Origin of the sequence: Enterobacter sp. R-1.6.2 (genome assembly GCF_035064085.1) — a bacterium.
In the GTDB taxonomy this organism is placed as follows: Bacteria; Pseudomonadota; Gammaproteobacteria; order Enterobacterales; family Enterobacteriaceae; genus Enterobacter; species Enterobacter asburiae_B.
Window position 1 is genome coordinate 352,867 of sequence record NZ_JASEYI010000003.1, and the last position, 24,703, is coordinate 377,569.

The 24,703-nt window shown below is 52.2% G+C and carries 34 protein-coding genes and 1 pseudogene; 34 read left to right on the forward strand and 1 reads right to left on the reverse strand.

Features of this window, described 5'->3' with window-relative positions; translation table 11 throughout:
• Positions 1-558: 558 nt before the first annotated feature.
• From QMN93_RS05450 to QMN93_RS05490, 9 genes are all read left to right on the forward strand, one after another.
• Positions 559-954, forward strand: a complete 396-nt coding sequence (locus QMN93_RS05450) for a phage holin family protein (RefSeq protein WP_022648767.1) — start codon at positions 559-561, stop codon at positions 952-954.
• Complete coding sequence (locus tag QMN93_RS05455; RefSeq protein ID WP_022648766.1) at positions 941-1,222, forward strand: phage holin family protein; 282 nt, start codon at positions 941-943, stop codon at positions 1,220-1,222. The genes QMN93_RS05450 and QMN93_RS05455 overlap by 14 nt, the downstream gene beginning before the upstream one ends.
• Complete coding sequence (locus QMN93_RS05460; RefSeq protein ID WP_049015383.1) at positions 1,222-1,848, forward strand: glycoside hydrolase family 19 protein; 627 nt, start codon at positions 1,222-1,224, stop codon at positions 1,846-1,848. Before QMN93_RS05455 ends, QMN93_RS05460 begins: the two co-directional genes overlap by 1 nt.
• Positions 1,845-2,069: a hypothetical protein gene (locus QMN93_RS05465; protein WP_049015387.1), complete on the forward strand. Its 225-nt coding sequence runs from the start codon at positions 1,845-1,847 to the stop codon at positions 2,067-2,069. The genes QMN93_RS05460 and QMN93_RS05465 overlap by 4 nt, the downstream gene beginning before the upstream one ends.
• Positions 2,066-2,338: a hypothetical protein gene (locus QMN93_RS05470; protein ID WP_049015390.1), complete on the forward strand. Its 273-nt coding sequence runs from the start codon at positions 2,066-2,068 to the stop codon at positions 2,336-2,338. Before QMN93_RS05465 ends, QMN93_RS05470 begins: the two co-directional genes overlap by 4 nt.
• A gap of 108 nt (positions 2,339-2,446) precedes the next feature.
• The gene (locus QMN93_RS05475; RefSeq protein WP_158002600.1) at positions 2,447-2,602 is read left to right on the forward strand and encodes a hypothetical protein; all 156 of its coding nucleotides are present in this window, start codon (positions 2,447-2,449) and stop codon (positions 2,600-2,602) included.
• A gap of 106 nt (positions 2,603-2,708) precedes the next feature.
• Entirely contained in the window at positions 2,709-2,936 is a 228-nt protein-coding gene (locus tag QMN93_RS05480; RefSeq protein WP_045888911.1) for a hypothetical protein, read from the forward strand.
• Positions 2,937-3,112: 176 nt separating this feature from the next.
• Positions 3,113-3,472, forward strand: a complete 360-nt coding sequence (locus QMN93_RS05485) for a cell envelope integrity TolA C-terminal domain-containing protein (RefSeq protein WP_045888909.1) — start codon at positions 3,113-3,115, stop codon at positions 3,470-3,472.
• A 242-nt stretch (positions 3,473-3,714) separates the two neighbouring features.
• Positions 3,715-4,353, forward strand: coding sequence for a hypothetical protein (locus QMN93_RS05490; protein WP_045888937.1), 639 nt, complete (start codon positions 3,715-3,717; stop codon positions 4,351-4,353).
• A gap of 10 nt (positions 4,354-4,363) precedes the next feature.
• On the opposite strand, the gene QMN93_RS05495 is transcribed toward QMN93_RS05490, so the two are convergent.
• Positions 4,364-4,867, reverse strand: coding sequence for a hypothetical protein (locus tag QMN93_RS05495; RefSeq protein ID WP_001472855.1), 504 nt, complete (start codon positions 4,865-4,867; stop codon positions 4,364-4,366).
• A gap of 290 nt (positions 4,868-5,157) precedes the next feature.
• Here QMN93_RS05495 and QMN93_RS05500 point away from each other — a divergent pair, with 290 nt between their 5' ends.
• From QMN93_RS05500 to QMN93_RS05620, 25 genes and pseudogenes are all read left to right on the forward strand, one after another.
• Positions 5,158-5,727 carry a hypothetical protein gene (locus QMN93_RS05500; protein ID WP_000210383.1) on the forward strand — a complete coding sequence of 190 codons (570 nt, stop codon included), beginning with the start codon at positions 5,158-5,160 and terminating at the stop codon, positions 5,725-5,727.
• Positions 5,669-7,792 (forward strand): phage terminase large subunit family protein, encoded by a 2,124-nt coding sequence (locus QMN93_RS05505; protein ID WP_001515591.1) that lies wholly within the window; start codon positions 5,669-5,671, stop codon positions 7,790-7,792. The genes QMN93_RS05500 and QMN93_RS05505 overlap by 59 nt, the downstream gene beginning before the upstream one ends.
• A gap of 8 nt (positions 7,793-7,800) precedes the next feature.
• Complete coding sequence (gene gpW, locus QMN93_RS05510; protein ID WP_000483309.1) at positions 7,801-8,064, forward strand: gpW family head-tail joining protein; 264 nt, start codon at positions 7,801-7,803, stop codon at positions 8,062-8,064.
• A complete protein-coding gene (locus QMN93_RS05515) occupies positions 8,064-9,701 on the forward strand; it encodes a phage portal protein (RefSeq protein WP_001045359.1) in 1,638 nt (545 codons plus the stop codon). The genes gpW and QMN93_RS05515 overlap by 1 nt, the downstream gene beginning before the upstream one ends.
• Positions 9,698-10,564 carry a S49 family peptidase gene (locus QMN93_RS05520; protein ID WP_001052909.1) on the forward strand — a complete coding sequence of 289 codons (867 nt, stop codon included), beginning with the start codon at positions 9,698-9,700 and terminating at the stop codon, positions 10,562-10,564. The genes QMN93_RS05515 and QMN93_RS05520 overlap by 4 nt, the downstream gene beginning before the upstream one ends.
• A 1-nt stretch (position 10,565) precedes the next feature.
• Positions 10,566-11,156 (forward strand): hypothetical protein, encoded by a 591-nt coding sequence (locus QMN93_RS05525; RefSeq protein WP_193139743.1) that lies wholly within the window; start codon positions 10,566-10,568, stop codon positions 11,154-11,156.
• Entirely contained in the window at positions 11,156-11,560 is a 405-nt protein-coding gene (locus QMN93_RS05530) for a head decoration protein (protein ID WP_001472189.1), read from the forward strand. Before QMN93_RS05525 ends, QMN93_RS05530 begins: the two co-directional genes overlap by 1 nt.
• Positions 11,561-11,658: 98 nt before the next feature.
• Positions 11,659-12,708, forward strand: a complete 1,050-nt coding sequence (locus QMN93_RS05535) for a major capsid protein (RefSeq protein WP_000427679.1) — start codon at positions 11,659-11,661, stop codon at positions 12,706-12,708.
• A gap of 1 nt (position 12,709) precedes the next feature.
• Entirely contained in the window at positions 12,710-13,090 is a 381-nt protein-coding gene (locus QMN93_RS05540; protein ID WP_226852655.1) for a hypothetical protein, read from the forward strand.
• A 4-nt stretch (positions 13,091-13,094) separates the two neighbouring features.
• The gene (locus tag QMN93_RS05545) at positions 13,095-13,454 is read left to right on the forward strand and encodes a hypothetical protein (protein ID WP_000537794.1); all 360 of its coding nucleotides are present in this window, start codon (positions 13,095-13,097) and stop codon (positions 13,452-13,454) included.
• Positions 13,451-13,996, forward strand: coding sequence for an ATP-binding protein (locus QMN93_RS05550; protein WP_193139739.1), 546 nt, complete (start codon positions 13,451-13,453; stop codon positions 13,994-13,996). Before QMN93_RS05545 ends, QMN93_RS05550 begins: the two co-directional genes overlap by 4 nt.
• Positions 13,997-13,999: 3 nt before the next feature.
• On the forward strand, positions 14,000-14,197 hold the full coding sequence (locus QMN93_RS05555) for a DUF2635 domain-containing protein (RefSeq protein WP_323619161.1): 198 nt from the start codon (positions 14,000-14,002) through the stop codon (positions 14,195-14,197).
• Positions 14,194-15,696: a phage tail sheath subtilisin-like domain-containing protein gene (locus QMN93_RS05560; protein WP_094644870.1), complete on the forward strand. Its 1,503-nt coding sequence runs from the start codon at positions 14,194-14,196 to the stop codon at positions 15,694-15,696. Before QMN93_RS05555 ends, QMN93_RS05560 begins: the two co-directional genes overlap by 4 nt.
• A 3-nt stretch (positions 15,697-15,699) precedes the next feature.
• Positions 15,700-16,071 (forward strand): phage tail tube protein, encoded by a 372-nt coding sequence (locus QMN93_RS05565; protein ID WP_193139737.1) that lies wholly within the window; start codon positions 15,700-15,702, stop codon positions 16,069-16,071.
• Position 16,072: 1 nt separating this feature from the next.
• The gene (locus tag QMN93_RS05570; RefSeq protein ID WP_023294065.1) at positions 16,073-16,351 is read left to right on the forward strand and encodes a phage tail assembly protein; all 279 of its coding nucleotides are present in this window, start codon (positions 16,073-16,075) and stop codon (positions 16,349-16,351) included.
• 14 nt (positions 16,352-16,365) lie between these two features.
• Positions 16,366-16,500, forward strand: coding sequence for a hypothetical protein (locus QMN93_RS05575; RefSeq protein ID WP_000718562.1), 135 nt, complete (start codon positions 16,366-16,368; stop codon positions 16,498-16,500).
• On the forward strand, positions 16,493-18,376 hold the full coding sequence (locus tag QMN93_RS05580; protein ID WP_193139735.1) for a transglycosylase SLT domain-containing protein: 1,884 nt from the start codon (positions 16,493-16,495) through the stop codon (positions 18,374-18,376). Before QMN93_RS05575 ends, QMN93_RS05580 begins: the two co-directional genes overlap by 8 nt.
• 47 nt (positions 18,377-18,423) lie before the next feature.
• Positions 18,424-18,990, forward strand: coding sequence for a hypothetical protein (locus tag QMN93_RS05585; protein ID WP_126287316.1), 567 nt, complete (start codon positions 18,424-18,426; stop codon positions 18,988-18,990).
• A gap of 70 nt (positions 18,991-19,060) precedes the next feature.
• Positions 19,061-20,464 (forward strand): DNA circularization protein, encoded by a 1,404-nt coding sequence (locus QMN93_RS05590; RefSeq protein ID WP_193139734.1) that lies wholly within the window; start codon positions 19,061-19,063, stop codon positions 20,462-20,464.
• Complete coding sequence (locus QMN93_RS05595) at positions 20,461-21,546, forward strand: phage baseplate assembly protein (RefSeq protein ID WP_323619158.1); 1,086 nt, start codon at positions 20,461-20,463, stop codon at positions 21,544-21,546. The genes QMN93_RS05590 and QMN93_RS05595 overlap by 4 nt, the downstream gene beginning before the upstream one ends.
• Positions 21,543-22,127 (forward strand): phage baseplate assembly protein, encoded by a 585-nt coding sequence (locus tag QMN93_RS05600; RefSeq protein WP_023568807.1) that lies wholly within the window; start codon positions 21,543-21,545, stop codon positions 22,125-22,127. Before QMN93_RS05595 ends, QMN93_RS05600 begins: the two co-directional genes overlap by 4 nt.
• Positions 22,124-22,561, forward strand: a complete 438-nt coding sequence (locus QMN93_RS05605; protein ID WP_001279799.1) for a phage GP46 family protein — start codon at positions 22,124-22,126, stop codon at positions 22,559-22,561. Before QMN93_RS05600 ends, QMN93_RS05605 begins: the two co-directional genes overlap by 4 nt.
• Before the next feature lies 1 nt (position 22,562).
• Positions 22,563-23,705, forward strand: coding sequence for a baseplate J/gp47 family protein (locus QMN93_RS05610; protein ID WP_193139730.1), 1,143 nt, complete (start codon positions 22,563-22,565; stop codon positions 23,703-23,705).
• The gene (locus QMN93_RS05615) at positions 23,702-24,295 is read left to right on the forward strand and encodes a YmfQ family protein (protein ID WP_023294058.1); all 594 of its coding nucleotides are present in this window, start codon (positions 23,702-23,704) and stop codon (positions 24,293-24,295) included. The genes QMN93_RS05610 and QMN93_RS05615 overlap by 4 nt, the downstream gene beginning before the upstream one ends.
• Before the next feature lie 51 nt (positions 24,296-24,346).
• A pseudogene (locus QMN93_RS05620) lies at positions 24,347-24,703 on the forward strand (hypothetical protein); the annotation flags it as partial.

The following is a 24,703-nucleotide window of genomic DNA, read 5'->3' on the forward strand; positions in this document are numbered from 1 at the left end:
CACGGTTAGAAAGAAAATATAAAAAAAACCTCGCTACGGCGGGGTTTTGTTGTTTCTAAGGGCTGTCAAATGGCGGCCTTTTTTGTTTCCCCTCGTTCTGAGAGGACTCACGGCGATGATGTATTGACCGCTAGAATGGATTAGTTGTAACTTATTATTGTGGTGAATCCTTTCTAAGCGAAAGGGCGTTCCAGTCAACTGCTATCTGCAGGTATGCGCGCGGCTTTGCTGACTGGGGTAGAGTCACCGGGAGGCACCCGGCACCATGACAACAACAATACAGTTTCAAATTCCTTGAGAGCCTGCCGTAAAAAGCAGGCCTTTTTTTATGAATTTGCAAACTGCTGCTACGCTTGAAATGTGTGTTGAAGGTAATTGCCTGATGGTTCTCCTGAACCGTTGTGAACCAGCCCGATACTGTCTCACTCAGGTCAGTTAGCAAGACTCACGACTACCTACCTTACTTACTAATAGTCACTCATTAGCCCGCCTTCAAAAGCGGGCTTTTTTTATTCCCCTCATCACTGAGAGGATTCACGGCAATAAGAGGGGGACTAGATGTCCGATCCTGTTTCTGGCACGACAGTAGCGGCTGGTGGTCTGATGGGGGCCAGCATGTTCGGCCTGGCAACCGGCATAGATTACGGTGTGGTGTTTGGCGCATTCGCTGGTGCGGTGTTCTACGTCGCTACGGCGGTTAATATCAGTCGCCTTAAGCTGGTGGGCTACTTCATCACCTCATTCATCTTCGGCGTTATCGGCGCTCCACTGCTTGGCTCTTACTTCTCCAAATGGACGGGGTATAGCGACAGGCCACTTGATGCGCTGGGCGCGGTAATCGTAGCCGCTATTGCTATTAAGCTGCTGACGTTCGTCAACAGTCAGGATTTGGGTAGCCTGTTTGGAATTCTCTCGCGTTTACGTGGTGGAGGGGCCAGCAATGGTAACAAGTGATCCGAGTGCGATGGCAAACGCAATTATCTCTGCTGTGATCGTTATTGCACTGATGTTCTACCAGCGCGGCGGGGCGAGACATCGCCCTCTGATATCGCTGATGGCTTATTTCACGGTGCTGGTATACGCCAGCGTCCCTTTCCGTTACCTGTTCGGCCTGTACCATGAATCGCACTGGTTCGTGGTGCTGGTGAACGTCCTGATATGCGCCGCCGTTCTATGGGCTCGGGGAAACGTTGCGCGCTTGGTTGACGCACTGAGGCACTAATGAACCAATCACAATTTCAAAAGGCGGCTGGGCTAAGCGCCGAGTTAGCTGCGCGCTGGTTTCAGCCAGTGAGCGATGCGATGAAAGAGTTCGGCATCACCAAGCCGGTAGACCAGGCGATGTTCATTGCTCAGGCTGGGCATGAGTCGCTAGGTTTCACCCGACTACAGGAAAACTTCAACTACAGCGTAGTGGGGTTGGCAAACTTCATTCGAGCAGGACGCATCACACAAGACCAGGCTAATGAGCTTGGCCGTCGACCTGAAGAACGAGCATTACCGATTGAGCGCCAGCGTGCCATTGCAAACCTGGTCTACAGCAAACGCTACGGTAACAATGCGCCTGGTGATGGATGGAAATACCGAGGGCGTGGACTCATCGGCATCACGTTCCTTGATAACTATCGTGACTGCGGAAATGCCCTGAAGGTAGATTTGGTTCAACAGCCTGAGCTGTTAGCTGAGCCCATTTATGCAGCCAGAAGCGCAGCGTGGTTCTTTGCTACTAAGGGATGCCTGAAGTATTCCGGCGACCTGATACAGGTGACGAAGATTATTAACGGCGGCACGAACGGACTTGAAGATCGTCGCGCACGCTTCGGGCAAGCGAAAACGGTGCTGGTATGAAAAAGTGGCTGCGCATCTTACTCCCGCGATGGGAGACAGATACGGTTGTTCTTCAGGCACAAGGTAATGAGCTTCATATCGTCTGCAGCTACGAAGATATCGATCCCGGCGAGATGTTTGACGGTATGTGTGAGCTCAAGACCTTCACCTGGCTGAACTGGTCTTTCCCGTCAGGGGAACCCATGAACGTTCGATCCTTTGAACCGAAGGTGGAAGCATGAGCACAGTGCAGTTAATCATCACGGTAGCAGTAGCCATTCTTGGCGCTATCGCCGCAGCTTTTGGCATTGGTCATTCACGCGGTGCCAGTAAAGCGGAAGCCAAAGCAGACCAGCAGCGCACTGAAGACAAGGCCGCTGCCACTGAAGCAGCAGCAGAACGCCGGGTACAAGCCACCAAAGAGGCCAGCAATGTACAACAAACTGTTAACCGTATGCCTGATGACGATGTTGATCGCGAGCTGCGCGGAAACTGGACCCGCAAAGGTTGAAGTCATCGACACCAGCTGTGACTGGGTAAAGCCAGTCTACCTGACTGATCACGACATCAACGTTATGGACCGCCAGACGAAGAAAGACATCCTGGCGCATAACAAAGCGTGGCAGGCGAATTGTCAGAAACAAAAAGAAGTGAGGTCAAAGTGATCGCAACCATCGGAACAATTCTGGTCTGGTTGATAATGGGCATTGCGGGTATTGGTGCTATTTTCTGTGCCTTCATTGGCTTGCTGTTTCTCATCAACTGGCCTAAATGAACTCTCCGCCATAAACCTCGTGACAACCCGCGCTGCCCCATCGAACAGGGTAACCAATAGCCTCGCAATAGCGGGGCTTTTTATTAGCAGAAGAAGGAGAAGAAGCGTGTTAACAGTAAAAGTGATGTCGCCGGGCGGCGGCGAAGAGATTCATTGCGGCCTGAGCGTTGGCTTTAATCCCAAACAGCAGAGCATCGCGGTATCTGGAATGGACAAAAATGTTTTCCTTAAACCCGGTGAGGTCGCCTACGTGATGAACCAGAACGGGAAGACGGTATCTCGTTACGAGCATATTTACCGTCAGGAAGTGCTGCATAACGCGGTGGAATCGTAGCCATTACAAAGCTCGCCTGCTGGTGGGCATGTCGTGCTGTAGAGCGTCTAGTTGCCGACTGTTAAGCATTACATCAGGCCCTGTGTAGATGCCTGCAATACAAAGCAAGAATAGCTCGTTCATTCTTCGTTTGTATATATGTTATAACTTCGGAAACATTTAGTAAGGAGCGCAGAATGAGTAAGTTTTTATGTTTCCTCGTATTATTCCTGGTGGGATGTCAGGGGCCAAAACAACAAACATTAACACCAAAGCAGAGACAGGAGTTCCCCATAATCAATCAATGGGCTGTAAAATTTAAAGAGGCAGTTGAAAGTAGATTTCCATATGCCAGTAGATATGTCGGAGATACATGCACTATCCGTGTTCATCAGCCGAAAGGAACAAATAAAATCAACAATATGCATGTAGTAGAAGGGAACCCGGAATTGTGTAAAGCGGCAGTTAAAGCTATACAGACCGCCAGTGATGATGGTTTATTACCCCTTACGCCGGACCTTATCGGTGAGGAGTTTCCGTTGGATTTCAAACCATAGACGCGTCTCAGAACCACTATAACTTTTGTATTGCCTTCACCATCGCATTACAGCAGGCATTCACTGAGTGCCTGCGATAATGACGAATTGTGGTGTACGTGTTAATCGTCAAATAAGAAGGAAAAGGCGAGCGCACCTTTACGATGGCTATCCGGTTAAAGATCGGCACACCCGAGCTAATACGTACATCACAGTCCCATCAAGTAGTGGGCTTGATAATGGCAATACTTACGGAGACTGTTATGGCGACGCTTAAAGACCTTTCCAGTCAGTTAAGACAGCTGCAGAAGCAGATACCGTTTGCGACTGCCCAGGCGATGACTAAAGTGGTTCGCCAGATAGAGGTAGCCCAAAAAACAGCATTTGAGCGGCATCTGGATAATCCAACACCTTTTACAGTTAAATCGGTAGGGTCAGTTGGTGCCAGGAAAAACAGCCTTCGTGCAAAGGTGTTTGTTCGTGATACTGCTGCTGGCTACCTAGAACCTTTCGAGTTCGGCGGAGAGCATAAGCTCAATGGTAGTGCTTTGCTTAACCCGAAAGACATAAAGCTTAATAAATACGGCAACCTGCCGCGTAATAAGCTCTCTCAGCTCAAAGCAAAGGAAAATGTATTCGTAGGTGAGGTGGATGGCGTTAACGCTGTCTGGCAGCGTAAGAAACCGATGAAAGCTAAGAAGCGACGGGCCAAGCGCTCCGCTAATGGGACGCGAAGACCGAAACGTAAACAGCGTTCTCCAAAGCTTTTGATCCGGTTTGGTGATGCGCTACCTGTGACTCCAGTGCTGGGGTATATGGATAGGGCCCGTACCATGGCGAACGCACTGCTACCGTCTGCTTTAAATCAGGCGATAGCAGAAGCCATCAGGACGGCAAAATAAAAGCAGTAACTTATAAGTTAATTTCGCAAGCTTTTATGAAGCTGTTTACTGCAGTTGTCGATCCAGAAACATTGGCTGACATGGAATGCTGGTTTCCGCCATCCTTTGTTTGCACACCAACTAACACTTTGGATTTCGCCCCCTGAAGCTGCTTAAGCACTGTTTTTAGTTGGTCCGCGTCATCCGATTGAATCTGGAGGCTCTGAACATTACGTCTTGAAAGGGTAGCATCGAGCTTCACTGCGGTATTCCCGTCGACCTTCATTATCAGGTCCATTGGTACCTCTGATAGTGATTCGGTGCTTTTATCCATTTCAACGTATGCCGCCGATAGCTTTTCTTTAGTGCAGTCAAACACAATGGCGCCATTGTCGGATGAAACCTCGCCAAGCATCATTGCTTTCTTACCACCAGAGAAAAGGTCATCTTCAGTATTAGTTACCCACTGGGCATGAGCAATTGGTGATGCCAGCACTGCGGCTACGAAAGTTATTTTGATTATATTGTTACCCATTACATTCTCCTTGTATTGAATAGGAATAATCATAGTCGGAGCGAATGGTCGAAGCCATTAAAAAAATGGGTCCTTCCTGAGACTTTTGTAAGGTACGGGCATTGCGCGCCGCGGTGTTTTCCTAGCTACAACTTTCAGATTTGTGTCCCATGTCCCACCTCTGGCGATCATTACGGACACCTCGCCAGCTCTGGCTATTCCAGTTTATTCCAGTGGGACATTCTGGTGGGACATGGCAAAAATGTCCCAGGCGAATGTCCCACCCCAGAAAATGTCCCAGGTGATGTCCCATGACCACGATGAACCAGAGTCAGTACGCACAACATTCAGGTGTGGATCGCAAAACAATTGGCCGGTGGATTAAAGCCGGGCGCTTCATTGTGATGGACGGAGACCTGATTGACGTAGAGGCCAGCGATGCGGCATTGAAGAAAAACCGCGATGGCAAAGACCCGCGCGCCTCGAACGCGAAGAAAAAGAAAACTCCCGTCGTTAGCGATAACGATGATGACGGTGATGAAATCAATAAAACTGTCCGCCAGATAATGCTCACTGAAGGGGCAGATCTTTCGAGAGAGGAAGCGGGACGTATCCGCGAGAATTACATGGCCCTGCAGGCAAAGCTGCAGTATGAAAAAGACAGCGGCCAGCTTATTGAGCTGACAGCAGCCGAGGAGGTTTTATTCAACGCCTTTCGCCAACAGCGTGATGCCTGGCTTAACTGGCCGTCCAGGGTGGCGCCGCTAATGGCTGCTGATCTGGATGTACCGGCGGACAGGATGACAGAGGTGCTGATTGAACATGTCCACAAACACATCTCAGTCCTCGGAGAGCCAGAGTTTAACCCGGCAGAAGATTGAGCGTCTTGAATTAAGCGTCCGCAAAGGCTGGACACCCCCGCCGCGTATCAGTGTGCCGCAGTGGGCAGATGACTATCGTAAGCTGGCAAAAGAGGCTGGGAGCACTTCGGGAAACTGGGAAACATCGACGGTAGAAATTGCCCGCGGACCGATGCTTGCCGCGACGGAGTCCGGGGTTCATATCATCACTGTAATGTGCTGTACCCAGTTGATGAAGACAGCACTGCTGGAAAACCTTTTTGGCTATTTTGCCCACCTCGATCCTTGTCCGATACTGCTGCTGCAGCCGAAAGAAGAAGCCGCTGAACAGTTTTCGAAAGAGCGTATTAGCCCGCTGGTAAGGGTGACGCCGGTACTGCGTAAAATCATCGGTGATTCGAAACAGAAAAGCTCGAAAGAAACCATTCTTTACAAGGCATTCACTGGCGGATTTCTGGCGCTGGCGGGTGCTGGTAGCCCTGATAACCTTGCGCGTCGTCCGATTCGTGTCCTGCTGGCGGATGAAGTGGACAAGTACCCGATAACACGCGAAGGCGATCCAATTGCTCTGGCCGAAGAGCGTACAGCGACATTTGGCCTTACCTGGCTGTCTGTACGCGCCTGTTCGCCGACGGTGGAGGATGAGAGCCGCATTGCTGACAGCTACGCCGACTCCGATCAGCGCCGGGCATCTGTGGTTTGCCCGCACTGTGGCCACCGCCAGTTCCCCGACTTTTTCAAACACGTTCAGTGGCCGAAAGAGGGGGATAAACACCTGACTAAATCGGCGATGCTCTATTGCGAATGCTGTGGTAGTGGCTGGTCCGAAGGACAGCGCCTCAGAGCTCTGCACACTATCCGATGGCATCAGACGCGCCCATTTGAGTGCTGCGGGGAGCGGCATTCACCGCTGATGGATTATGACCTTGCCTGGCGGGCGGCAGACGAGGGCAGCGTTGAAAAGGTCTGGCAATGGTCAGAGTCGGAACGGCATGCGGTCTATCGGGCAATCTGCCCCTCCTGTGGAAAGGAGGCAGTCGATAACCACCACGCGGGGTACCAGGCATCCAAGCTTTTCAGCCCCTGGCAAAAAGATAAGCCGTCGGATATTGCGAAAAAATATATCGATGCGAAGGGCGATCCGGATAAGGAACAGGCGTGGTGGAATACCCAGATGGGGCTTCCGCACCGACCTAATCATGGGAAACAGCTCCCTGTTGATGTTCTGCTGGCGCGCCGGGAAATATTTCCGGCCGTCGTTCCGGACGGGGTGGCATTGTTAACAGCTGGAGTTGATACCCAGGACGATCGCTTCGAAATTACGATCACCGGCTGGGGGAGAGATGAAGAATCGTGGTCGGTCGCGCATGACGTTATTTATGGTGACCTTGAGACGGAAGAACCCTGGAAGCGACTGGATGCATACCTGAAACAGATCTGGCGACGTGGTGACGGGCGCGGCCTGAATATCATGGCAACGTGCATGGACTCCGGCGGCCACCATACGCAGAAGGTATACGAATTCGCCAAAGAGCGTCTTGGCCGTCGTGTCTGGGCAATTAAGGGGGAGTCTGCACAGGGAGGCAAACGCAATCCTGTCTGGCCGACCAAACGACCATCATCGAAAAGCAAAGCCAGTTTCCGCCCTGTCATTCTGGGGGTTAACTCAGCGAAAGACGTGATACGCGGTCGCCTGCATCTTGAGCCACCCAAACCTGGCGCCGCCGCTGCGGGTTATATGCATTTTCCTGACGATCGCGATCTCGGGTACTTCAATCAGCTGCTGGCGGAGCGACTGGTTTACAAAGTCATTTCCGGGCAGCGGTACAGTATCTGGGAAGCAATACCAGGACGAGCTAACGAAGCGCTTGACTGCCTCGTTTACAGCTATGCCGCGCTGTGCGGTCTCAAACATATGGGGTTAAAACTCAACGTCCGGGCCGCCAACCTCGAAGCCGATCCGGATAAGTTCCTGCCAGCGCCAGTTGGACAGGAAGAAAAAATCAATTACGAGCTGCCGGGTGCGGTTATTGAAGAACCAGCGCCGGTCAAACGTAAGCGAATATCGCAACTCCTGCCGAAATAAGGAAAATCATGTTCAACCGGAACACCAGCCTGCTTGCCGGCGCAATGACTGACGATCAGCTCAGGGATGCGCTTGCGAAAGCTCAGCAGGCGTACATTGATTTAGCAACCGGGAGCCACGGTGTTTCGTTTTCCTATACGCAGGGAGACGGGACGCGATCAGTGTCCTATCAGCAAAGCACCCTGGCTGATCTGCTGGCCCTGATTCAACTTCTGCAGGCGCAACTGGGGATTATCTCTCGTCCCCGGAAACCAGCGAGGTTTAGATTCTGATGAATAAAGTACAGATACTGGGCTCTGATGGGCAGCCGTTGCGACAGCAGCGTCCCTCTATGCTGGTGGGGGGGAGCCGCGTACCTTATGACGCAGCTGACTCTTTCAGCGATCAACTGGCGAACTGGCAACCCGCGCTGTGGTCCCCGGACAATGAAATTAACATTTACCGGGATCGCATCGTGTCCCGCGCACGCGATCTGGTCCGTAATGACGGCTGGGCAAACGGTGCGGTCACACGTCTGCTGGATAATGCGGTTGGTGCCAACTTCCGCCCCATCATGAAACCCGATTACCGTGTTCTCAGAATGATCACCGGAAACAAGGCGTTTGATGCGTCCTGGGCGGAAGAGTACGGAAAAGCACTGGACGGGCACTGGCGGACCTGGAGTAACGATCCTGGCCGGTATTGTGATGTTGAACGAAAACTCACCGTGTCGCAGATGTTACGCCTGGGATTTCGTCACAAGCTTATTGACGGGGATGCTCTGGCCATTCTCCAGTACAGAACTGACAGGCTTGGTCCCGGAAGAGGGCGTTACGCCACCACGGTACAGATTGTCGATCCTGACCGCCTCAGTAATCCTCAGCAGAATTTCGATATGCCAAATGTCCGTGGTGGCGTTGAAATTGATGCGGACGGTGCGCCGGTTGCTTACCACATCAGGGAGGCCCATATCGGTGACTGGTGGAGCGGGGCTAAAACCATGACGTGGCAGCGTATCCCGCGTGAAACTGACTGGGGCCGCCCGCATGTGGTTCACGATTTTGATCATGAGCGTGGCGCGCAGCACCGCGGTAACGGCATCCTGACTCCGGTTATTCAGCGTCTGAAAATGCTGGTGAAGTATGACCAGAGTGAGCTTGAGGCAGCAATTCTTAATGCCATATTCGCCGCTTACATTGAGTCACCCTATGACCCTGCGATGGTTCAGTCTGCCCTGGGCGAGACCTATGACGAGTCGGAGTTAGGCACTTATCAGGACGGGCGTGTTGAGTTCCATAACGATCGGCGTCTGACACTTCAGAATGGTGCCCGAATGCCCATTCTTTATCCTGGTGAGAAAATCACGACGGTTAACGCGGCGCGGCCCTACAGCAATTTTGAAGTCTTCGAATCTGCTGTTCTCCGTAATTTTTCTTCAGGAACAGGGTTGTCCCCGCAGCAGGTCACCCAGGACTGGTCTGACGTTAACTACAGTTCTGCACGCTCCTCGTTGCTGGAGGCATGGAAAACACTGACTCGCCGCCGGGACGATTTTTCTACCGGCTTCGCTCAGCCCATTCTCACCGCCTTTGTTGAAGAAGTTCACGACAATGAGGATTTACCCCTGCCCGCAGGCGCACCTGATTTTGTTGACGCCAGAGCCGCGTATTCCCGCGCGCGCTGGATGGGGCCAGGGCGCGGCTGGGTGGATCCGGTTGCAGAGAAAAAAGGCGCCATTCTTGGTCTGGATGCCGGACTTTCCACCCTCGAGATTGAGGTGGGTGAAAACGTCGGTGAAGACTGGGAAGAAGTGCTTGATCAGCGCCAGAGAGAAATTGAGTCATGTCTTAAACGCGGATTACCGCTTCCGAGCTGGGCACAGGCTGACCAGTTTGCGAGCCAGACCATTACCGATCCGGAGGAAAAGTGAATCTACCCCATCTGGCCCAGCGATTATTTAACACCCCGCTGGCGCTGCACCCGAGTAAAGCCGAAGTCATCATGGCATCCGTAATGGACCGATTTGGTATCAGTAAAATCGAATCTTCTCTTGCCATGGAGGATGACTGGTACGGATATGACGATAACCGGGGACGTGAATCCCGTAGTGATCCGGGTTATGACAATGTGCTGGGTGTCGCCGTCATCCCGATATGCGGAACGCTGGTGCAAAAACTGGGCAGTCTGCGTCCGTACAGTGGAATGACAGGGTATGACGGCATTCGTCAGGCGTTTCTTACTGCGATGGAAGATCCCGACATTTCGGGCATTTGCCTGGATATCGACTCACCCGGCGGCGAGGTCGCTGGATGCTTCGATCTGGTTGATGTCATTTACGGCTCCCGGGGGAAAAAGCCTATCCATGCCATTCTGACGGAAAGCGCTTATTCCGCTGCGTATGCCATTGCCAGTGCAGCGGACCGGATTTCTGTTCCGCGCACCGGCGGAGTGGGTTCTGTGGGTGTGATCACCATGCACCTTGACTGGACGCAGCGGATTAAAGATGACGGTCTTAAAGTTACGATCATCACCTATGGATCCCGCAAGGCTGAAGGTTCGCCGCTGAGAGAGTTGTCAGATGAAGCGCTGGCCGCCATCCAGCAGGACATTAACACCATGGGCGAATTGTTTGTGAACACCGTTGCCAGAAACCGGGGGATTAGCGCAAAGGTTATAAAAAGTACCCAGGCCGCCTGTTTTATGGCTGCTGATGGCGTAGAAATTGGACTGGCTGATGAGGTGTGTCCTCCTGACGCTGCGTTCAAAAACTTACTTGAAAAAACAGGAGCCTGAAATGGCAAAGAAAAAGACGTTTAGTTTTGCTCACCTCATTGGTCTTGGCCCTTCCGCTTCTGAGGAAGAAGAGGATAAAAAAGCCAAAAAAGCGAAAGCCCGTCGCGCGGAAGAGGACGAGCGTGAAGATGATGCCGATGATGATGAGCCCGACGACGACGCGGAAGAAGACGAACGCGACGATGATGCTGAAGATGACGGCGATGATCCGGATGCGTCAGAAGATGATGATTCTGAAGACGACGGCGACGACGATCGCAAAGAGAGTAAGGCGGTAAAAAATGCACGCGCTGCTGAGCGTAAACGCTGCGCCCGTATTTTCGGCAGTAAGCATGCAGCTACGAATCCTTCGCTGGCCGCGTCACTGGCTTTCAATACCGGGATGAGTTCTGCGGCAGCAATTAATGTCCTGGCCTCTTCGGCTCCGGCCGCAGCCGCATCTCAGCCATCCCGTAAACGCTCTCTCGATCAGCGTATGCAGGAAAGCCACCAGGTCCGGCTTAATCCGGATAGCGGACAGAAAGAGACCGGAAAGTCTGCGCTGGTAAGTAAAATGACCGGCCTCTACAACTCCACAAGAGGAGAGAAATAATGGATCAGTTTGGTCAGAATGCGTTTGCGCCTGGCATGAAGAGCGCGCTGTTTGTTCCGGATCAGCTTGTCGCTGGCACGCTCCAGCTGGTGACTGACACCGGGATCATTACGGGCGGTGCCTTTAAGCGTGGTACGGTCCTGGGCCTGGTGGCTGCCAGCGGGAAATACACGCAATGTGTGAAAACGGCTGAAGATGGCAGTCAGTTACCCGTTGCTATTCTGGTTGATGATGTTGATGCATCGTCTTCCGATCAGAACGGCGGCCTGTATCTGATGGGGGAATTCAACCAGCACCGAATTATTTTTGATAACTCCTGGACGACAGCTGACCTGAAAAAAGCGCTCCGACCGCTGGCTATCTTCCTGAAAGACAGTGACCAGGCACCTGTAACCACCTCCTGATTTCCCCCGCGGCTCTCCTGACGAATGCTTTAACCGGCAGGGGCTGGCTCGTTTAAAATTTTTTGCCAGCTGCGGCTGGCACTATCAAGAGACTGAATATGGAAAATATTTTTGATACCAGCGTGCTGGTGCAGGTTGTTCCTAACCTGAAAACCAGTCAGAACTGGCTGCTCGATCGCTTCTTCCCGAATGTCGTGACTTACGAGACTGAAGAAGTGGCGATTGATGTTGATGTCGGCCTGCGTCGTATGGCGCCGTTCGTCTCCCCGCTGGTGGAAGGTAAGCTGGTCGAATCCCGTAAATACCAGACCAATACCTTCAAACCGGCATACATCAAAGATAAGCGCGCGCCGGACCTGCGCAAACCTATCCGCCGCCAGATTGGTGAGCGTATTGGCGGGGAATATACCGCTGCCGAGCGCGAAATGCTGAACCTTCAGTTTGAAATGACTGACCAGATTGACATGATCAACCGTCGTCTGGAATGGATGGCGGCCAGTGCGCTGGTGTCCGGGACCGTAACCGTCGCCGGGGAGGGCTATGAAACTCAGGTGGTGGATTTCGGGCGTGCTTCGGATCTGACCATCACTCTTAGCGGCTCGGATAAATGGCCACTGACCGTTGCAGCAGGCGCTACCAATACCCAGCCATCAGATGACATTGAAATCTGGCAGACTACTTTCCTGAAAGAGTCCGGCTCTGTCGCCACGGATCTGGTCTTTACGAATAAGTCATGGCGTGCATTCCGACTGGATACCACCATCAAGGATAACGCCATTACATTCCCGGCGCTGAGCCCGTTTGGTAACCAGATTAACGCCGGCCCACAGGTGATGAAGGGCGCAATTTATAAAGGGCGCTGGGGTAACTTTGACCTCTGGTTATATAACGACTGGTTTATTGACCCGCTGGACAACGTCGAGAAGCCTATGATCCCCGATGGCGCTGTCATTATGAGTGGTGCCGATCTGATGGGTACCCGCGCCTTTGGCGTTATCCTGGACCCGGCTTTCAACTATGGTCCGCTGGCTTATGCGCCAAAATCCTGGGTGAAAGAAGATCCAGCCCAGCGTCTTATCCTGATGCAATCCTCCCCGCTGGTTATTCCGAGCCGGGTAAATGCATCCCTCTGCGCAACGGTGGTCTGATATGGCAAAACAACCTAATACCGGGCTGGCTGATGATCTGAATGCAGAAGGATCTGCCAAAGACGGCCTGAGCGTTGACGACCTGAATGCGGGCGATAACACCCAGGAAAAACAGCCTTTGAGCAAAACAGATGATGCCGAATCGTCTGTTGATGACGATGGTGGTGACGAAAAATCCGGAGACACTGAATCGCAGGAGTATGTGGTGTTGAAAGGGAATTGCATTCGTCATGACGGGGAGATGTACCGCGAAAATATGCGCATCCCTGTAACCGGCAAAGATGCTGAGCGTCTTCTGCAGTCCGGCGTTATTGCTGATGTTGATGTGCTTCGTAAGCGAGTTCTTGCTTCTCAGCCATCAGTTTCAGTTACGACAGGGTAATGACATGGGCGTGGACTGGGATTCTCATCTTCTGAGTCCGCTGCATGATGTCTTTGGCGATGAGCACGAGTACCGTCCACGTAACGGTACTCCTTTTACAATTAACGGGATTTTTGACCGTGGTTATGCGCAGGTTGCTGAAAACCTTGATGGCGATTCAGAAATTAACACCTCCAGCCCGATGCTGGGTGTGCGCGATGCTGAATTTCGCAAGCTGGGTAAATCGCAACCTGCTGTATCTGACCGGGTATTTATAAAGACGGTCGGTGGTCACATCATCAATCAGTTATTTGTTGTGTCAAACGTCGAACCCGACAGTCATGGCGGATCTCGTCTTGTCCTCAATGTGGTAAAACCGCGATGAATTCAGCAGCGATACGGCAAATGGTTGTCACTGCACTAACCGGGACAACCAGCGCGGGCGACCGCGTATTCTCTCCACGCGACTGGTCAACTTCACCAGATATGTATCCTGTGTTGTTGGTTCAGACGCCTTTTGAACAGAAAAAATCACAGGGGCGTAATACCCCTGCTTTTACCACCCTCACCACTGTCAGGATCACTGGGCGCGTTCAGGAGTATGACGGCGATACAGTGGATGATGGATCCATGCGGGCAGAGCTGGCGCTTGAAAGCCTTCGCGAGCAGGTGGAGCGCGCGGTGATCAACAGCTACGAACTGACGCGGAATATTCAGAAATACGCGGAAGTTCGTTCAACCATCAATGTTGATTCAGAAGGGGAGGCCCATATGGGGCAGCTTCTTTTCGAGATCGACATAGAGCATTACCAGGGGCCGGAAGATTTTTATCCTGTCCAGTCGGTTTCCCTTGAGGGCATGGATATTGCGGTCGACATGCCAGACGGCACAGTTAAACCGGGTATCAGCCTCAATCTTCAGGAGTAATCCATGTTTGTTAAGCCGAACAACGGGCTCAGCGTTCGCTGCCCTGTCAAGGGCATCCCATTGCCTAAAGAGGGTGCGGAAGTACCTGACAATATTTTCTGGCGTCGCCGTCTGAGCGATGGGGACGTGATCCTCTCTAAAAAGGATGAGGGCGCGCCAGAGAAACAATCCTTACCTAAAAAAACGGGAGAAAATGAATGACCGTACCTTTCGCTCGTGTTCCCGATAACCTGCGGGTAGGGCTTTTCTTCGTTGAGTTTGATAACTCAATGGCGAATAACGCCACTGCCACGCAGCGCACCCTGCTTATCGGTGGGATGCTCAGTACCGGCTCAACCCCCCCAGGTATTCCGCAGCGAGTTTCCTCTTCGGATACCGTCGGTGAGCTGACCGGAAAAGGGGGAATTCTGCAGGCCATGATGGCGGCGTATCAAAAAAATGATACCGCAGCCGAAGTCTGGATCCTGCCGCTGGAGGAAGACTCCGATTCCATGGTGGCTGCAACCGGCACCATTAAAGTGAGCAGCGCACCGACGGCAACCGGAGTGATCTCCCTTTATATTGCTGGTGAACGCATTCAGTTGACCGTTGTAGCAACAGATACGGTGGCAGCGATCGCCACCTCTCTGGCCGCGGCGATTAACGCAAAAACCACGCTACCTGTAACCGCCAGCGCGGCTACCGATACCGTAACCCTGACCGCGAAGAACCTTGGTGCTACGGGTAACGGGATCGACATTCGCCTGAACTTCCTCGGCTTACCGGGAGGCGAGTCGACACCTGCGGGCCTGGAACTGACGATTACTGCTATGTCTAACGGAGTCGGGGCTCCGGATATTACCGGCGCGCTGGCTAACCTGCAGGATCGGACATTCGATTTCATCATCAACCCTTACGACGATACAACCTCGTTGAATGTGATGAAGGAGTTCCTGTCAGATACAGGCGGTCGCTGGGCATGGGACAAGCAGCTTTATGGCCATTCCTTTGGTACCACCACTGGGACTTACGCCCAGCTCGGTACCAAAGGTGAGCTGCGCAATAACCAGCATGAGACCCTGCTGGGCGTAAATAAATCGCCGTCCCCTTCCTGGGCATGGTCTGCAGCTTACACCGGCGCAGCGGCGGTGAGTCTGCGTAATGACCCTGGCCGCCCGCTACAGTCGCTCGCTGTTCAGGGGATACTTGCGCCAGAACTGCAGGATCGCTTTGAGCTGACCGAGCGTAACAATCTGCTGTACAGCGGCATTTCGACATTTACGGTCGATGACGATGGCACGGTGCGCATTGAAAACCTGATCACCACCTATCAGAAAAACAGCTATGGCGATGCAGATGATAGTTATCTGGAAGTGGAGACGCTGTTCAGCCTGATGTTTGTGACCCGCTACCTGCGAACGGCGGTGACCAGCAAGTTTGGCCGCATGAAGCTTGCTGCGGACGGGACCCGATTTGCACCTGGCGCGGCGATCGTCACGCCAAACATCATCAAGGCCGATCAGATTGCCGAGTACCAGACTCTGGTATGGAACGGTTATGCACAGGATGCGGAGGCATTCGCAAAAAACATCATCGTCGAGCAGAACGCCAAAAATCCGAACCGCGTCGATGTGCTGTGGCCGGGAACCCTCATGAACCAGTTGCGCATTTTCGCGCTGCTCAATCAGTTCCGCACTCGGGCTGAATCAACAGGAGCTTAAACGATGGCAGGTGATACTACTAACCGCCTGGCGGGAACCGCCTATGTCACTGTTAACGGTGTGACGGTAATGGTGGAGGGCTCGTTTAAATACCAGGCTGCCACCGTAAACCGTTCCACCCTGACAGGGATGGATGGTGTGCACGGATATAAGGAAAAACCTGTGGCGCCATACATTTCTGCCCGACTGCGTGACAGTGGCGGAACGAATGTGCAGGGCTTTAACCAGCAGACGAACGTCAACGTGATCGCCGAGTTGGCTAACGGGAAAACTATCATTGGGCGTTCACTCTGGACGGTCAACGTCCAGGAAGTGGAAAGCGAAGATGCAGTATTTGATGTTCGCTGGGAAGGCCGCGACGTAACGGAGAACTAAGATGGCTGAGATTGAACGCGTCAAAATTATTCCCTTAACCGTAGCGCTGGATGATGCCGCGGAGAAGACCACCTATACGCAACTGGAGCTGAAAGCGCCAACGCTAAGCCAGGCGGAGCAGTTTTATGAGAAACAGGCTGCGTCAACGTCGCTCGCGGCGATGCGCCTGCTTATTGCGCTGGTTTCCGGTACGCGTGAAAGCGTGCTGCAGCCGATGGATTTTCTCGACTTCCGTAAGTGTGAGGAGTATCTGCTCAGTTTTTTGACCTGGAAGCCCTGACAACCTGGCAGGAAATGGCCGCTGACGTCACCTTCTATTTCCGCTGGTCTGAGGACAGGGCGTGGGGAATGACCCGCGCCCGGCTGAAATGGTGGGTGGCGCAGGCATCCCGGATAAACAAGCTTAGGAAACCTGAAGACGATGAGTAATTCTTTTGATTTTGAGCTGGTGGCCAGCGACCAGGTTAGCGAGGCTATAGACCGCATTAATGAGGCTGTCCGTGACCTGGAGCCGAAGCTAGATAAAACTAAAGAAGGGCTCAAGTTAGGCGGTCAGGAAACAGCTGACGGACTGAGCGGTTTTATTTCTCGCCTCGAGAATATGTCGAAGAGCGCGCGGGATAACGTGCAGTTTATTGGCGATATGGTTCCCCCACTGAAAATGGTGGGGGAGCTCACGGGGAAGATGGGGGCGCTGGGGTTAGCCGGTGCTGCCGGCTACGGACTGAAACAGGTCGCTTATGGATTTCGGGAGGCATCCCGTCAGGCCTATAATCTTGATGTCTCGGCAAAAAATGCGGGAATGCGCGTTGACGATTTTACCCGACTTTCCGGGGCAATGCGTATTCTTGGAGCAGACAGCGAGAGCGCTAATGCATCAATAGAAGGTATTTTCAAAGCATTCAATGAGGCTGCCAGCGGTAAAAACGAGGGGGTTATGGCCGCGATGGCGCAAATTGGTGCGCAAATCCAAAAAAACAGCGATGGTTCAGTAAATACCCTTAAAACACTGGAGTCTATCGCAAAAATTTTTCCAACCTTGCGACCTGAACAGCAGAAGTCCGCCGCTGATGCACTTGGGCTGACGCCCGAATTGCTGGCGCTAATGCGTGACGGTGAGCGCATGAAAAAGCTGCTGGCGAAATCGGATGAATTTGGTCTGACTGTGGATCCGGCACTGAATCAGCAATTGAGTGAAGTGAACGGCACGATGAATGAGCTCAGCGCATCCTGGGATGGTCTGTGGCAACGTTCAAAAAACAAGGCACTTAAGACCATTCTCTCGGATGGTTCAGTCAAAGACGGCCTTGAAGGTGTTACCGATCTGTTCACTAATGGTGATTTTACTGGGCTGTCTCATGCTCTCGGTTTTATCAACAGCAATGATGCTGAGAAACTACGGCGCATTCAGAACGATAAGGAACTTTATAACAGTTTACCCCGCAGTGAACGTGGGCAGGTTGACGCGGGTTTCATGACTGATGCTGTAAGAAAGCGGTACGATGCAAATTACCGCGCGACCGATTCTGCGATTCAATTGCAGAATGATATGGCTGCAGTAACGGGCCCACGTGCTGCCGGAAGCAAATATGTGCCTTACCGCCAGAATGGCCAGTACGATGACTTGCTGAATGAAGCTGGACAGCAATACGGTGTTGATCCCCGTCTACTGAAAGCCATTATGACTCAGGAATCTGGTGGAAATCCCAATGCTATCAGTAGTGCTGGTGCGAAAGGATTGATGCAAATTATGCCGTCCAATTTCCGTTCGACCGGCGTAACAGACTGGACTGACCCTCGGCAGAATATTATGGCCGGGGCAAAAATCATGGCCGAAAATCTGAAAAGTTCTGGTGGTAATATCCCGCTGGCGCTTCGTTATTACAACGGGGGTTATGATACAAGTCGCTGGGGGCCGCAGAACCGGGCTTATCCTGGGGCGGTTCTTGGGCACTATCAGAAAATCATTAATGAAGAACCTCTGACCCGCGATGCTATCCCTGAAAATCATGCTAATGAGCAATCAACAGCTATGGGTATTAACCTTCCAGTTCAACCTGGTGAAGAATCGGCTTCTCCTGATGGCGAGGTTAAAAGTAAGTCGACTGGTACGGGAATTATCCAGCCCCCACAGCCTGGCACAGAACAAAATCAGGCTTTGGCCGATAAACTCACCAGCTCATTTAAAAGCGCTGTCGAAGATCAAAAGCTGAAGCTTGAAATCACCATGGTTGACAGTAAGGGGGGCAGAAAAGAATACAGTACACAGAACGGCGGGAGGATAACGCTTCCAATGCCGTACTAAGGCGGTATTATAGAGCACGATAATATTTCATATTGGATGGGTTATATATGTCAAAGCTCTCTGTTTTTATTTTTACTCTGTTATTTTGTTCATTGCCTTTCCGCTCATACTCGGATGATTTTAGCAATAAGGCAGTTAAATCTTATCAGGCTGGTGATTGGGTTGTTGTTGAGTTCGCTGCTGACAAACAGCTTGTTTATAAGATGGCGACAGAGGCCATAAATAAAAACCTCAAAGAAACATATCTTAGCTTTTATTTTACGCCTCCACAGAGTTGTAAGCCTACAACCGCTGAAATAGTTATGTTTATGGGGGGGTATAATGATGCTCTTGATGGAGGCAAGGTCCCTATGGCATTCAAAATCCCTGGAGGGAAAGAGGATGTGGAGGTGGTCGACACGAGTATGCAAAAAAATGATCAATTTGCATTTTTCAAATTCCAACAGTTAACAGTTCAGAAACTAATGAGTTCGCCAGGTAATGGGAATCTTGCTGTCTGGATCCCTTCTAGTGGTGACAAAAGAGTGAAAGGTTCATCTAATATGTATTTTTCATTAAACGGTTTCAAACAAGCTTATGCAATAGCGAATAAGTTGTGTACTGATAACCTCTAACCTAAACGACAATATTAAATTTCAATATAAGCCCGCGTTTATACGCGGGCTTATTCTTTCTGGAGGCGCGATGCCGTCAATTATTCAGGATGCAATAACTTCTCTTTTGGGGGGAGATGCCAGCGATGACTGGCAGGGGCAGTTACGGCCCAGCTCATTCAGAGGCGTGCCATTTGCAATTGTTGCTGAGGAAGGTAGCCACGGTCGACGCCAGGCGGTACATGAATATCCCTACCGTGATACAGCCTGGATAGAGGATATCGGGCGGGCAACACGGCGATTTGTTATTCGCGGTTTCTTGATCCAGAACAGCCAGGTTTACGGCGGCGGCGATGCAATCACACAGCGCCAGTCACTGATTGAAGCCTGTGAACAAAAAGGTAGCGGTACGCTTGTCCATCCGACACTGGGCGAATTAACGGTTTCCATCCCTGAAAATGGTTTGCGTATTTCCGGGTCGATGGAGAACGGGCGAGTATTTGAATTTACTCTGATGGCAATTGAATCAGGGCTTAAAGTGTTTGCCGTCACGGGCAGTACCGTTGCAGGCGCTACGGTGAAAACAAACTATCTGAAACTGGTAAGCACTGCTGTGCTGAGTACGATTGCCAGGGTTAAAAGTGAAATCCGCGGTGTCACACAGGCTATAAACACCATCAGAGGCACGGTCACGTTCTGGACTAACATGGTCAACAATACCATCAGCCAGGTAACGAATCTCAGTAATGTCCTGAAGTCCACGTTCGGGAATACCCGGTACGGACGTTACAGTAAAGGCTCTGTGGGCGGTAGTTCCTCTGCTGTTGCTGGCAAATCGTCAGTTGCTGATGTGGATGATGAGAGAGCACTGGCTGACAAGGTAACAGCCCAGTCGGTAATGGACCGGAAAAATGTTACCGACATGTCGAGCCAGCTTAGCCGCTCCAACACGCCTGATGAGTTTGTCCAGGGCGTCGCCGACGTGGTAAACGCAATTCTTAACAGCGCCGGCAGCGTTAATGACCGAATCACTGCGCTGGAAAAACTGGCTAATTCAATCAGCACGGAGTACCAGCAGTCCGACAGCAGCAAAGCGATTTCGGCGACCATGAACACGCTGATTGTTGTGCTATGTACTGGTGCCATGACCAGTGCCGCTGCGGACTCCAGACCTGCCAGTACAGACGAGGCAGAAGAGTTAACTCAACGAGTTTCTGTGCAACTTGATACGGCGCTGGTTCTGGCTGGAGACCGCGCTGACGATGATATGTATAACGCGCTTCTCGCCGTCAGATCGGCATTCCTTTCTACGATGAGTGAGCGTGCTTCTGGTCTGAGCGAGCTTCTGCAGGTTACTACCGCTCAGCCGCTTCCGGCGCTGACGCTGGCAAACCGATTATACCAGGATGCCACCCGTGCAGATGAACTGGTGCAGGAAGCGCGCGTACCGCATCCGGCGTTTATGCCGACAACCATGAAGGTACTGAGGCAATGAATGCAGACAGCGATCTGGATGTTGTTTCTTTGACGGTCGACGGCAAAATCATCGATGGGTGGGATTCTGTCCGGGTAACGCGGGGTATTGAGCGTTTTCCATCTGATTTCGATCTTGGGCTAATGGATTACTTCCCTGGCAACGAAGATCGTCAACTCGTTGAAGAGGGAATGTCCTGTGAAGTTCGTATCGGAGATGATCTGACACTGACGGGATATGTTGATGACTGGGAACCCGCACTATCGCGCTCCCGCCATGAGGTCCGCGCCACGGGCAGGAGCAAATGTCAGGACTTGGTGGATTGCTCAGCTGAGTGGCCTAACAACGTCATTAATGCCAGTAATGCGCTTGAAATTGCTTCTCGCCTGGCATCCTACTACGGCATCACCGTAACCACGGATGTTGATGAACTTGTGAAGGTACCCAAATTCACTCTGAACTGGGGTGAGTCTCCGCAAGAAGTCATCGATCGGGTGGCCAGATGGTCAGCTCTGCTTTACTACGATCAGCCCGATGGAAACCTGTTACTGACTCGGGTGGGAACACGCCGTGCAGCGAGCGGAATAGCCGAAGGGGTAAATGTCGAACAGGCGTACTACCGCAAATCGATGGCAGACAGGTTTTCAGACTATGTCGGTGTATCAATGAGCGTTTCTCCAATTGCAGGGTATTCGCCTGATACGGCCTATGACGCTGTGACTCTGGCGACGGCGAGAGATCCGGAGGCCGCCCGCATGCGGTACCGGAAACATATATCGATTGTGGAAAGTACCCTGATGGCTACTCAACAGGCACAAAGTGCGATCGACTGGGAAATGAACCGGCGGTACGGACGTTCAAAACAGCTCTCGGTAACCATCGATTCGTGGCGGGATAAAGACGGGAAACTGTGGGAACCAAACACATTGATCCCCGTTGATCTTCCCACCTTACGGTTGCCGGAGACTGAATTGCTACTGGCAGAAGTCACCTATATGCGCGATGACTACGGCACCCATGCACGCATGACGCTGATGCCGCCTGAAGCATTCGCCGTTCAGCCATATGCCTTCTACCAGAACCTGGCGGGATTCAATACATGAAGCAACTATTTAAACATGCAGCGACAAGGATCGCCGGCATGCTGGGGATTGGCCGGATCACGGCTATGAAAGATGGTGGGGTGGTGCAGTCAATCCAGTACCAGACTCCGCTGGAGGTGGCCAGCGCACCGCGGATGGCAGAATTTGGCTTTTCATCCGGTCTGCCATCAGGGACTGACGTGGTTCTGGCTTTTATTGGCGGTGATCGTTCCAGCGCGGTGGTAATTGCTTCCAACCATCAGGGGTTCCGTCATACAGGCCTGAAAGCGGGCGAAACGGTCATGTATAACCAGTGGGGTCTTAATATTCTCCTGACGGAGAAGGGGATCTTCCTGGATGCAAAGGGCCAGAATGTTGAGGTCAATAACGCCACTAACGTGACCATCAATGCCAGCCAGGGGATTCTTGCAAATACCCCGATCCTGAGGTGCACGGGTGACATTGTTGATAACTGTGAAACCAATACCCGAACACTGAAAGAGCTGCGGGATGCACATAATGACCATGATCATGTGGTTAAAAATGCCCAGAGTGGCAATGACAATATCCGCAGCCAAAAAACAGAGGATCAGGTGACATGAGTGACATCGCTTCATTCTGGAATGTGGATGAGATGTTTGCTGACTGGCAGAAAGGGCTGGGCGAACTCACCACGGGGAACGATTTACAGACTGCAATACTGGACAGCCTGTTTACTGACAGGCTGGCGCGCGCTGACGATGATTATGAGGATAGCGATCGCCGCGGCTGGTGGGGGGATTCCGGGGAGGAATCCCAACTGGGATCCCGGCTGTGGCTGCTACGGCGGAAAAAACTGACCCCGGATGTAGCAAAAAAAGCGGAGGAATACTCGAGTGAAGCGCTCAACTGGTTAAAGGTTGATGGCGTTGTCAGCGAGGTTATTCCTGTTGCCAGGATCGTCCTGCCTGACCGGCTCAATCTCATTATCCGCTATCAGGCACCGGGGAAGGACTGGCAGGAATTCAGGTTTTACTGGATATGGGAGCAACGTTAATATGCCGTTTAAACGACCGACGCTGAGCGAACTCCGCGACGGAAACCGGAAATTTATGCAGGCGGAGCTTGAGGATGTTGGTGCGCTCCTGCGCTTCGCGAACCTAAAGGTGCTGGCTGACATGGATGCGGGGATGGGGCATCTGCATTACGCCTACCTTGACTATATTGCCCTGCAGACAAACCCGTTTACCTCTACCGATGAGTATCTCGCCGGGTGGATGGCCCTTAAGCAGGTATTCAGAAAACCAGCTGCAGCGGCGAAGTCGCCTGCGGTACAGGCTAGTGGCAGTGTTGACAGTATTATCCCTGCTGGATCGATCATAAACCGCGGGGACGGATACCAGTACCGGACGGATGCAGATCTTAAAATTCAGGCAGATGGATTTGGTATCGTCGCGGTGACGGCCATACTGCCGGATATTACCAGTGATGTAACGGGGGGAGGCGCGCGCGGTAACGCTGATGCCGGGACCATAATGACCCTGGACGCGAATATTGCTGGCGTGGATCCACAGGTAACGTTACTGTCCGCTGCGACCGGCGGAGCCGATATTGAAACGGAAGAGGACTTTCGCAGTCGTGGCTTGCTGGCATGGCAGAATCCGCCTCAGGGTGGAAGCGACGCCGATTATAAAAAATGGGCGCTTGAGGTTTCGGGCGTCACCCGCGCGTGGGTAAAGCGGCGTCTGAACGGGGCCGGGACCGTTGGCGTGTATATCATGTGTGATCGGAATGACAATGGTGGGTTTCCGGTCGGTACCGACGGAATATCCCAACTTGAGGACTGGGGGGCTGTTAAAGCATCCGGAGACCAGCTCGCTGTCGCCGACCACATCTATCCGCAGCAGACAGACACTGCCATTGTTTTCGTATGTTCCCCGATCAAGAAAGTCATCAATATTGAAATCTCTGGGATCAAAAATGCCGACAGCACCACAGTTCAGGGGATAAAAGACGCGCTGACGGCGCTGTTTTTTGATGAAGCTAACCCTGATGGTTCCGGGAAAGTTTACCTCTCTGATATTAACGGGAGTATCGGCGGTGTTAGCGGCACGACGGGCTATATTCTTAACTCTCCGACGACCAATATCACCTTTGCTGTTGGCGAAATTCCGGTGCTTGGCGGGGTGAATTTTGTATGAGCCTCTTTTCAAAAAATGATTATGCCGGTGCGCTTGGTGCGCTGCTACCGACGGGCAGGGCGTGGCCCCGGTCGCAAAGAACGGTACAGGCTGCGGTATTACGGGCACTGGGTAGCTCGTTTCAGCGTTCTGACAGCGATGCGCAAAGCCTGATTACTGGCGCTTTTCCGCCTACAGCGACGGTAATGTTGCCAGAATGGGAAAGCTCTCTGGGGCTGCCAGATGATTGCGCGATTGGTGAGTCCGGTGGCGTCAGCGATCGCCAGCGCGCCGTGGTAGCAAAGTTAATCAGCACCGGCGGTCTGAACCGCGATTACTACATCCGGGTGGCCGCAGCTCTTGGTTATACCATCACTATCACACAGTTCCGCCCCGCTATGAGTGGCATGTCAGTATGCGGTGATGCGCTTAACGGTGACGAGTGGCCATTTACCTGGCGGATAAATGCGCCACAAACAACAATCAAGTATTCGCTTGCTGGCGCGTCCTACTGCGGCGATCCGCTCGCATCGTGGGGCAATAAACAACTGGAGTGTTCAATCAACAAAATTGCCCCATCCCATCTGAACATCATTTTCAATTATTCATAACTGATATTTCCCCCTCTGATTTTATCGCTTAACACTAAGTGAGGATTAACTATGCTCCGAATCGGGCAAGTCGAAGCCACTGCAACGCAGGATGGCAAATATACTGATGGAAGTGTTGCTGGTGGTATTGCCGCAACGAGGCTGCGGGCTGCAGCGTTTAACGCCATGCAGGAAGAATTAGCGCATATCGTAGAGTCAGCAGGATTGGCGCTCGACATTAACGATATGACTCAGGTTTTAAAAGCCATTCAAAAACTGACACTGAGCCGTGCAAACCCATTTGCCGATATCAAATCAGATGGTGCAGCGGCGATTTCTACTGCTCTCACAAACCTTGGTTTGGGAACAGCGGCAACGAAGAATGTCGGAACAGGTACCGGACAGATACCTGATATGTCCAGTTTTACC

Excerpts from the sequence above, each read along its gene's own strand:
- QMN93_RS05615 (WP_023294058.1), top strand. The coding sequence starts at position 23,702 with ATGAGCCTCTTTTCAAAAAATGATTATGCCGGTGCGCTTGGTGCGCTG.
- QMN93_RS05450 (WP_022648767.1), top strand. The coding sequence starts at position 559 with ATGTCCGATCCTGTTTCTGGCACGACAGTAGCGGCTGGTGGTCTGATG.
- QMN93_RS05490 (WP_045888937.1), top strand. The coding sequence starts at position 3,715 with ATGGCGACGCTTAAAGACCTTTCCAGTCAGTTAAGACAGCTGCAGAAG.
- QMN93_RS05485 (WP_045888909.1), top strand. The coding sequence starts at position 3,113 with ATGAGTAAGTTTTTATGTTTCCTCGTATTATTCCTGGTGGGATGTCAG.
- QMN93_RS05585 (WP_126287316.1), top strand. The coding sequence starts at position 18,424 with ATGTCAAAGCTCTCTGTTTTTATTTTTACTCTGTTATTTTGTTCATTG.
- QMN93_RS05495 (WP_001472855.1), bottom strand. The coding sequence starts at position 4,867 with ATGGGTAACAATATAATCAAAATAACTTTCGTAGCCGCAGTGCTGGCA.
- QMN93_RS05555 (WP_323619161.1), top strand. The coding sequence starts at position 14,000 with ATGTTTGTTAAGCCGAACAACGGGCTCAGCGTTCGCTGCCCTGTCAAG.
- QMN93_RS05500 (WP_000210383.1), top strand. The coding sequence starts at position 5,158 with ATGACCACGATGAACCAGAGTCAGTACGCACAACATTCAGGTGTGGAT.
- QMN93_RS05455 (WP_022648766.1), top strand. The coding sequence starts at position 941 with ATGGTAACAAGTGATCCGAGTGCGATGGCAAACGCAATTATCTCTGCT.
- QMN93_RS05600 (WP_023568807.1), top strand. The coding sequence starts at position 21,543 with ATGAAGCAACTATTTAAACATGCAGCGACAAGGATCGCCGGCATGCTG.
- QMN93_RS05570 (WP_023294065.1), top strand. The coding sequence starts at position 16,073 with ATGGCTGAGATTGAACGCGTCAAAATTATTCCCTTAACCGTAGCGCTG.
- QMN93_RS05545 (WP_000537794.1), top strand. The coding sequence starts at position 13,095 with ATGGGCGTGGACTGGGATTCTCATCTTCTGAGTCCGCTGCATGATGTC.
- QMN93_RS05560 (WP_094644870.1), top strand. The coding sequence starts at position 14,194 with ATGACCGTACCTTTCGCTCGTGTTCCCGATAACCTGCGGGTAGGGCTT.
- QMN93_RS05565 (WP_193139737.1), top strand. The coding sequence starts at position 15,700 with ATGGCAGGTGATACTACTAACCGCCTGGCGGGAACCGCCTATGTCACT.
- QMN93_RS05610 (WP_193139730.1), top strand. The coding sequence starts at position 22,563 with ATGCCGTTTAAACGACCGACGCTGAGCGAACTCCGCGACGGAAACCGG.
- QMN93_RS05535 (WP_000427679.1), top strand. The coding sequence starts at position 11,659 with ATGGAAAATATTTTTGATACCAGCGTGCTGGTGCAGGTTGTTCCTAAC.
- QMN93_RS05515 (WP_001045359.1), top strand. The coding sequence starts at position 8,064 with ATGAATAAAGTACAGATACTGGGCTCTGATGGGCAGCCGTTGCGACAG.
- QMN93_RS05505 (WP_001515591.1), top strand. The coding sequence starts at position 5,669 with ATGTCCACAAACACATCTCAGTCCTCGGAGAGCCAGAGTTTAACCCGG.
- gpW (WP_000483309.1), top strand. The coding sequence starts at position 7,801 with ATGTTCAACCGGAACACCAGCCTGCTTGCCGGCGCAATGACTGACGAT.
- QMN93_RS05470 (WP_049015390.1), top strand. The coding sequence starts at position 2,066 with ATGAGCACAGTGCAGTTAATCATCACGGTAGCAGTAGCCATTCTTGGC.
- QMN93_RS05550 (WP_193139739.1), top strand. The coding sequence starts at position 13,451 with ATGAATTCAGCAGCGATACGGCAAATGGTTGTCACTGCACTAACCGGG.
- QMN93_RS05575 (WP_000718562.1), top strand. The coding sequence starts at position 16,366 with ATGGCCGCTGACGTCACCTTCTATTTCCGCTGGTCTGAGGACAGGGCG.
- QMN93_RS05525 (WP_193139743.1), top strand. The coding sequence starts at position 10,566 with ATGGCAAAGAAAAAGACGTTTAGTTTTGCTCACCTCATTGGTCTTGGC.
- QMN93_RS05605 (WP_001279799.1), top strand. The coding sequence starts at position 22,124 with ATGAGTGACATCGCTTCATTCTGGAATGTGGATGAGATGTTTGCTGAC.
- QMN93_RS05590 (WP_193139734.1), top strand. The coding sequence starts at position 19,061 with ATGCCGTCAATTATTCAGGATGCAATAACTTCTCTTTTGGGGGGAGAT.
- QMN93_RS05460 (WP_049015383.1), top strand. The coding sequence starts at position 1,222 with ATGAACCAATCACAATTTCAAAAGGCGGCTGGGCTAAGCGCCGAGTTA.
- QMN93_RS05595 (WP_323619158.1), top strand. The coding sequence starts at position 20,461 with ATGAATGCAGACAGCGATCTGGATGTTGTTTCTTTGACGGTCGACGGC.
- QMN93_RS05465 (WP_049015387.1), top strand. The coding sequence starts at position 1,845 with ATGAAAAAGTGGCTGCGCATCTTACTCCCGCGATGGGAGACAGATACG.
- QMN93_RS05580 (WP_193139735.1), top strand. The coding sequence starts at position 16,493 with ATGAGTAATTCTTTTGATTTTGAGCTGGTGGCCAGCGACCAGGTTAGC.
- QMN93_RS05540 (WP_226852655.1), top strand. The coding sequence starts at position 12,710 with ATGGCAAAACAACCTAATACCGGGCTGGCTGATGATCTGAATGCAGAA.
- QMN93_RS05530 (WP_001472189.1), top strand. The coding sequence starts at position 11,156 with ATGGATCAGTTTGGTCAGAATGCGTTTGCGCCTGGCATGAAGAGCGCG.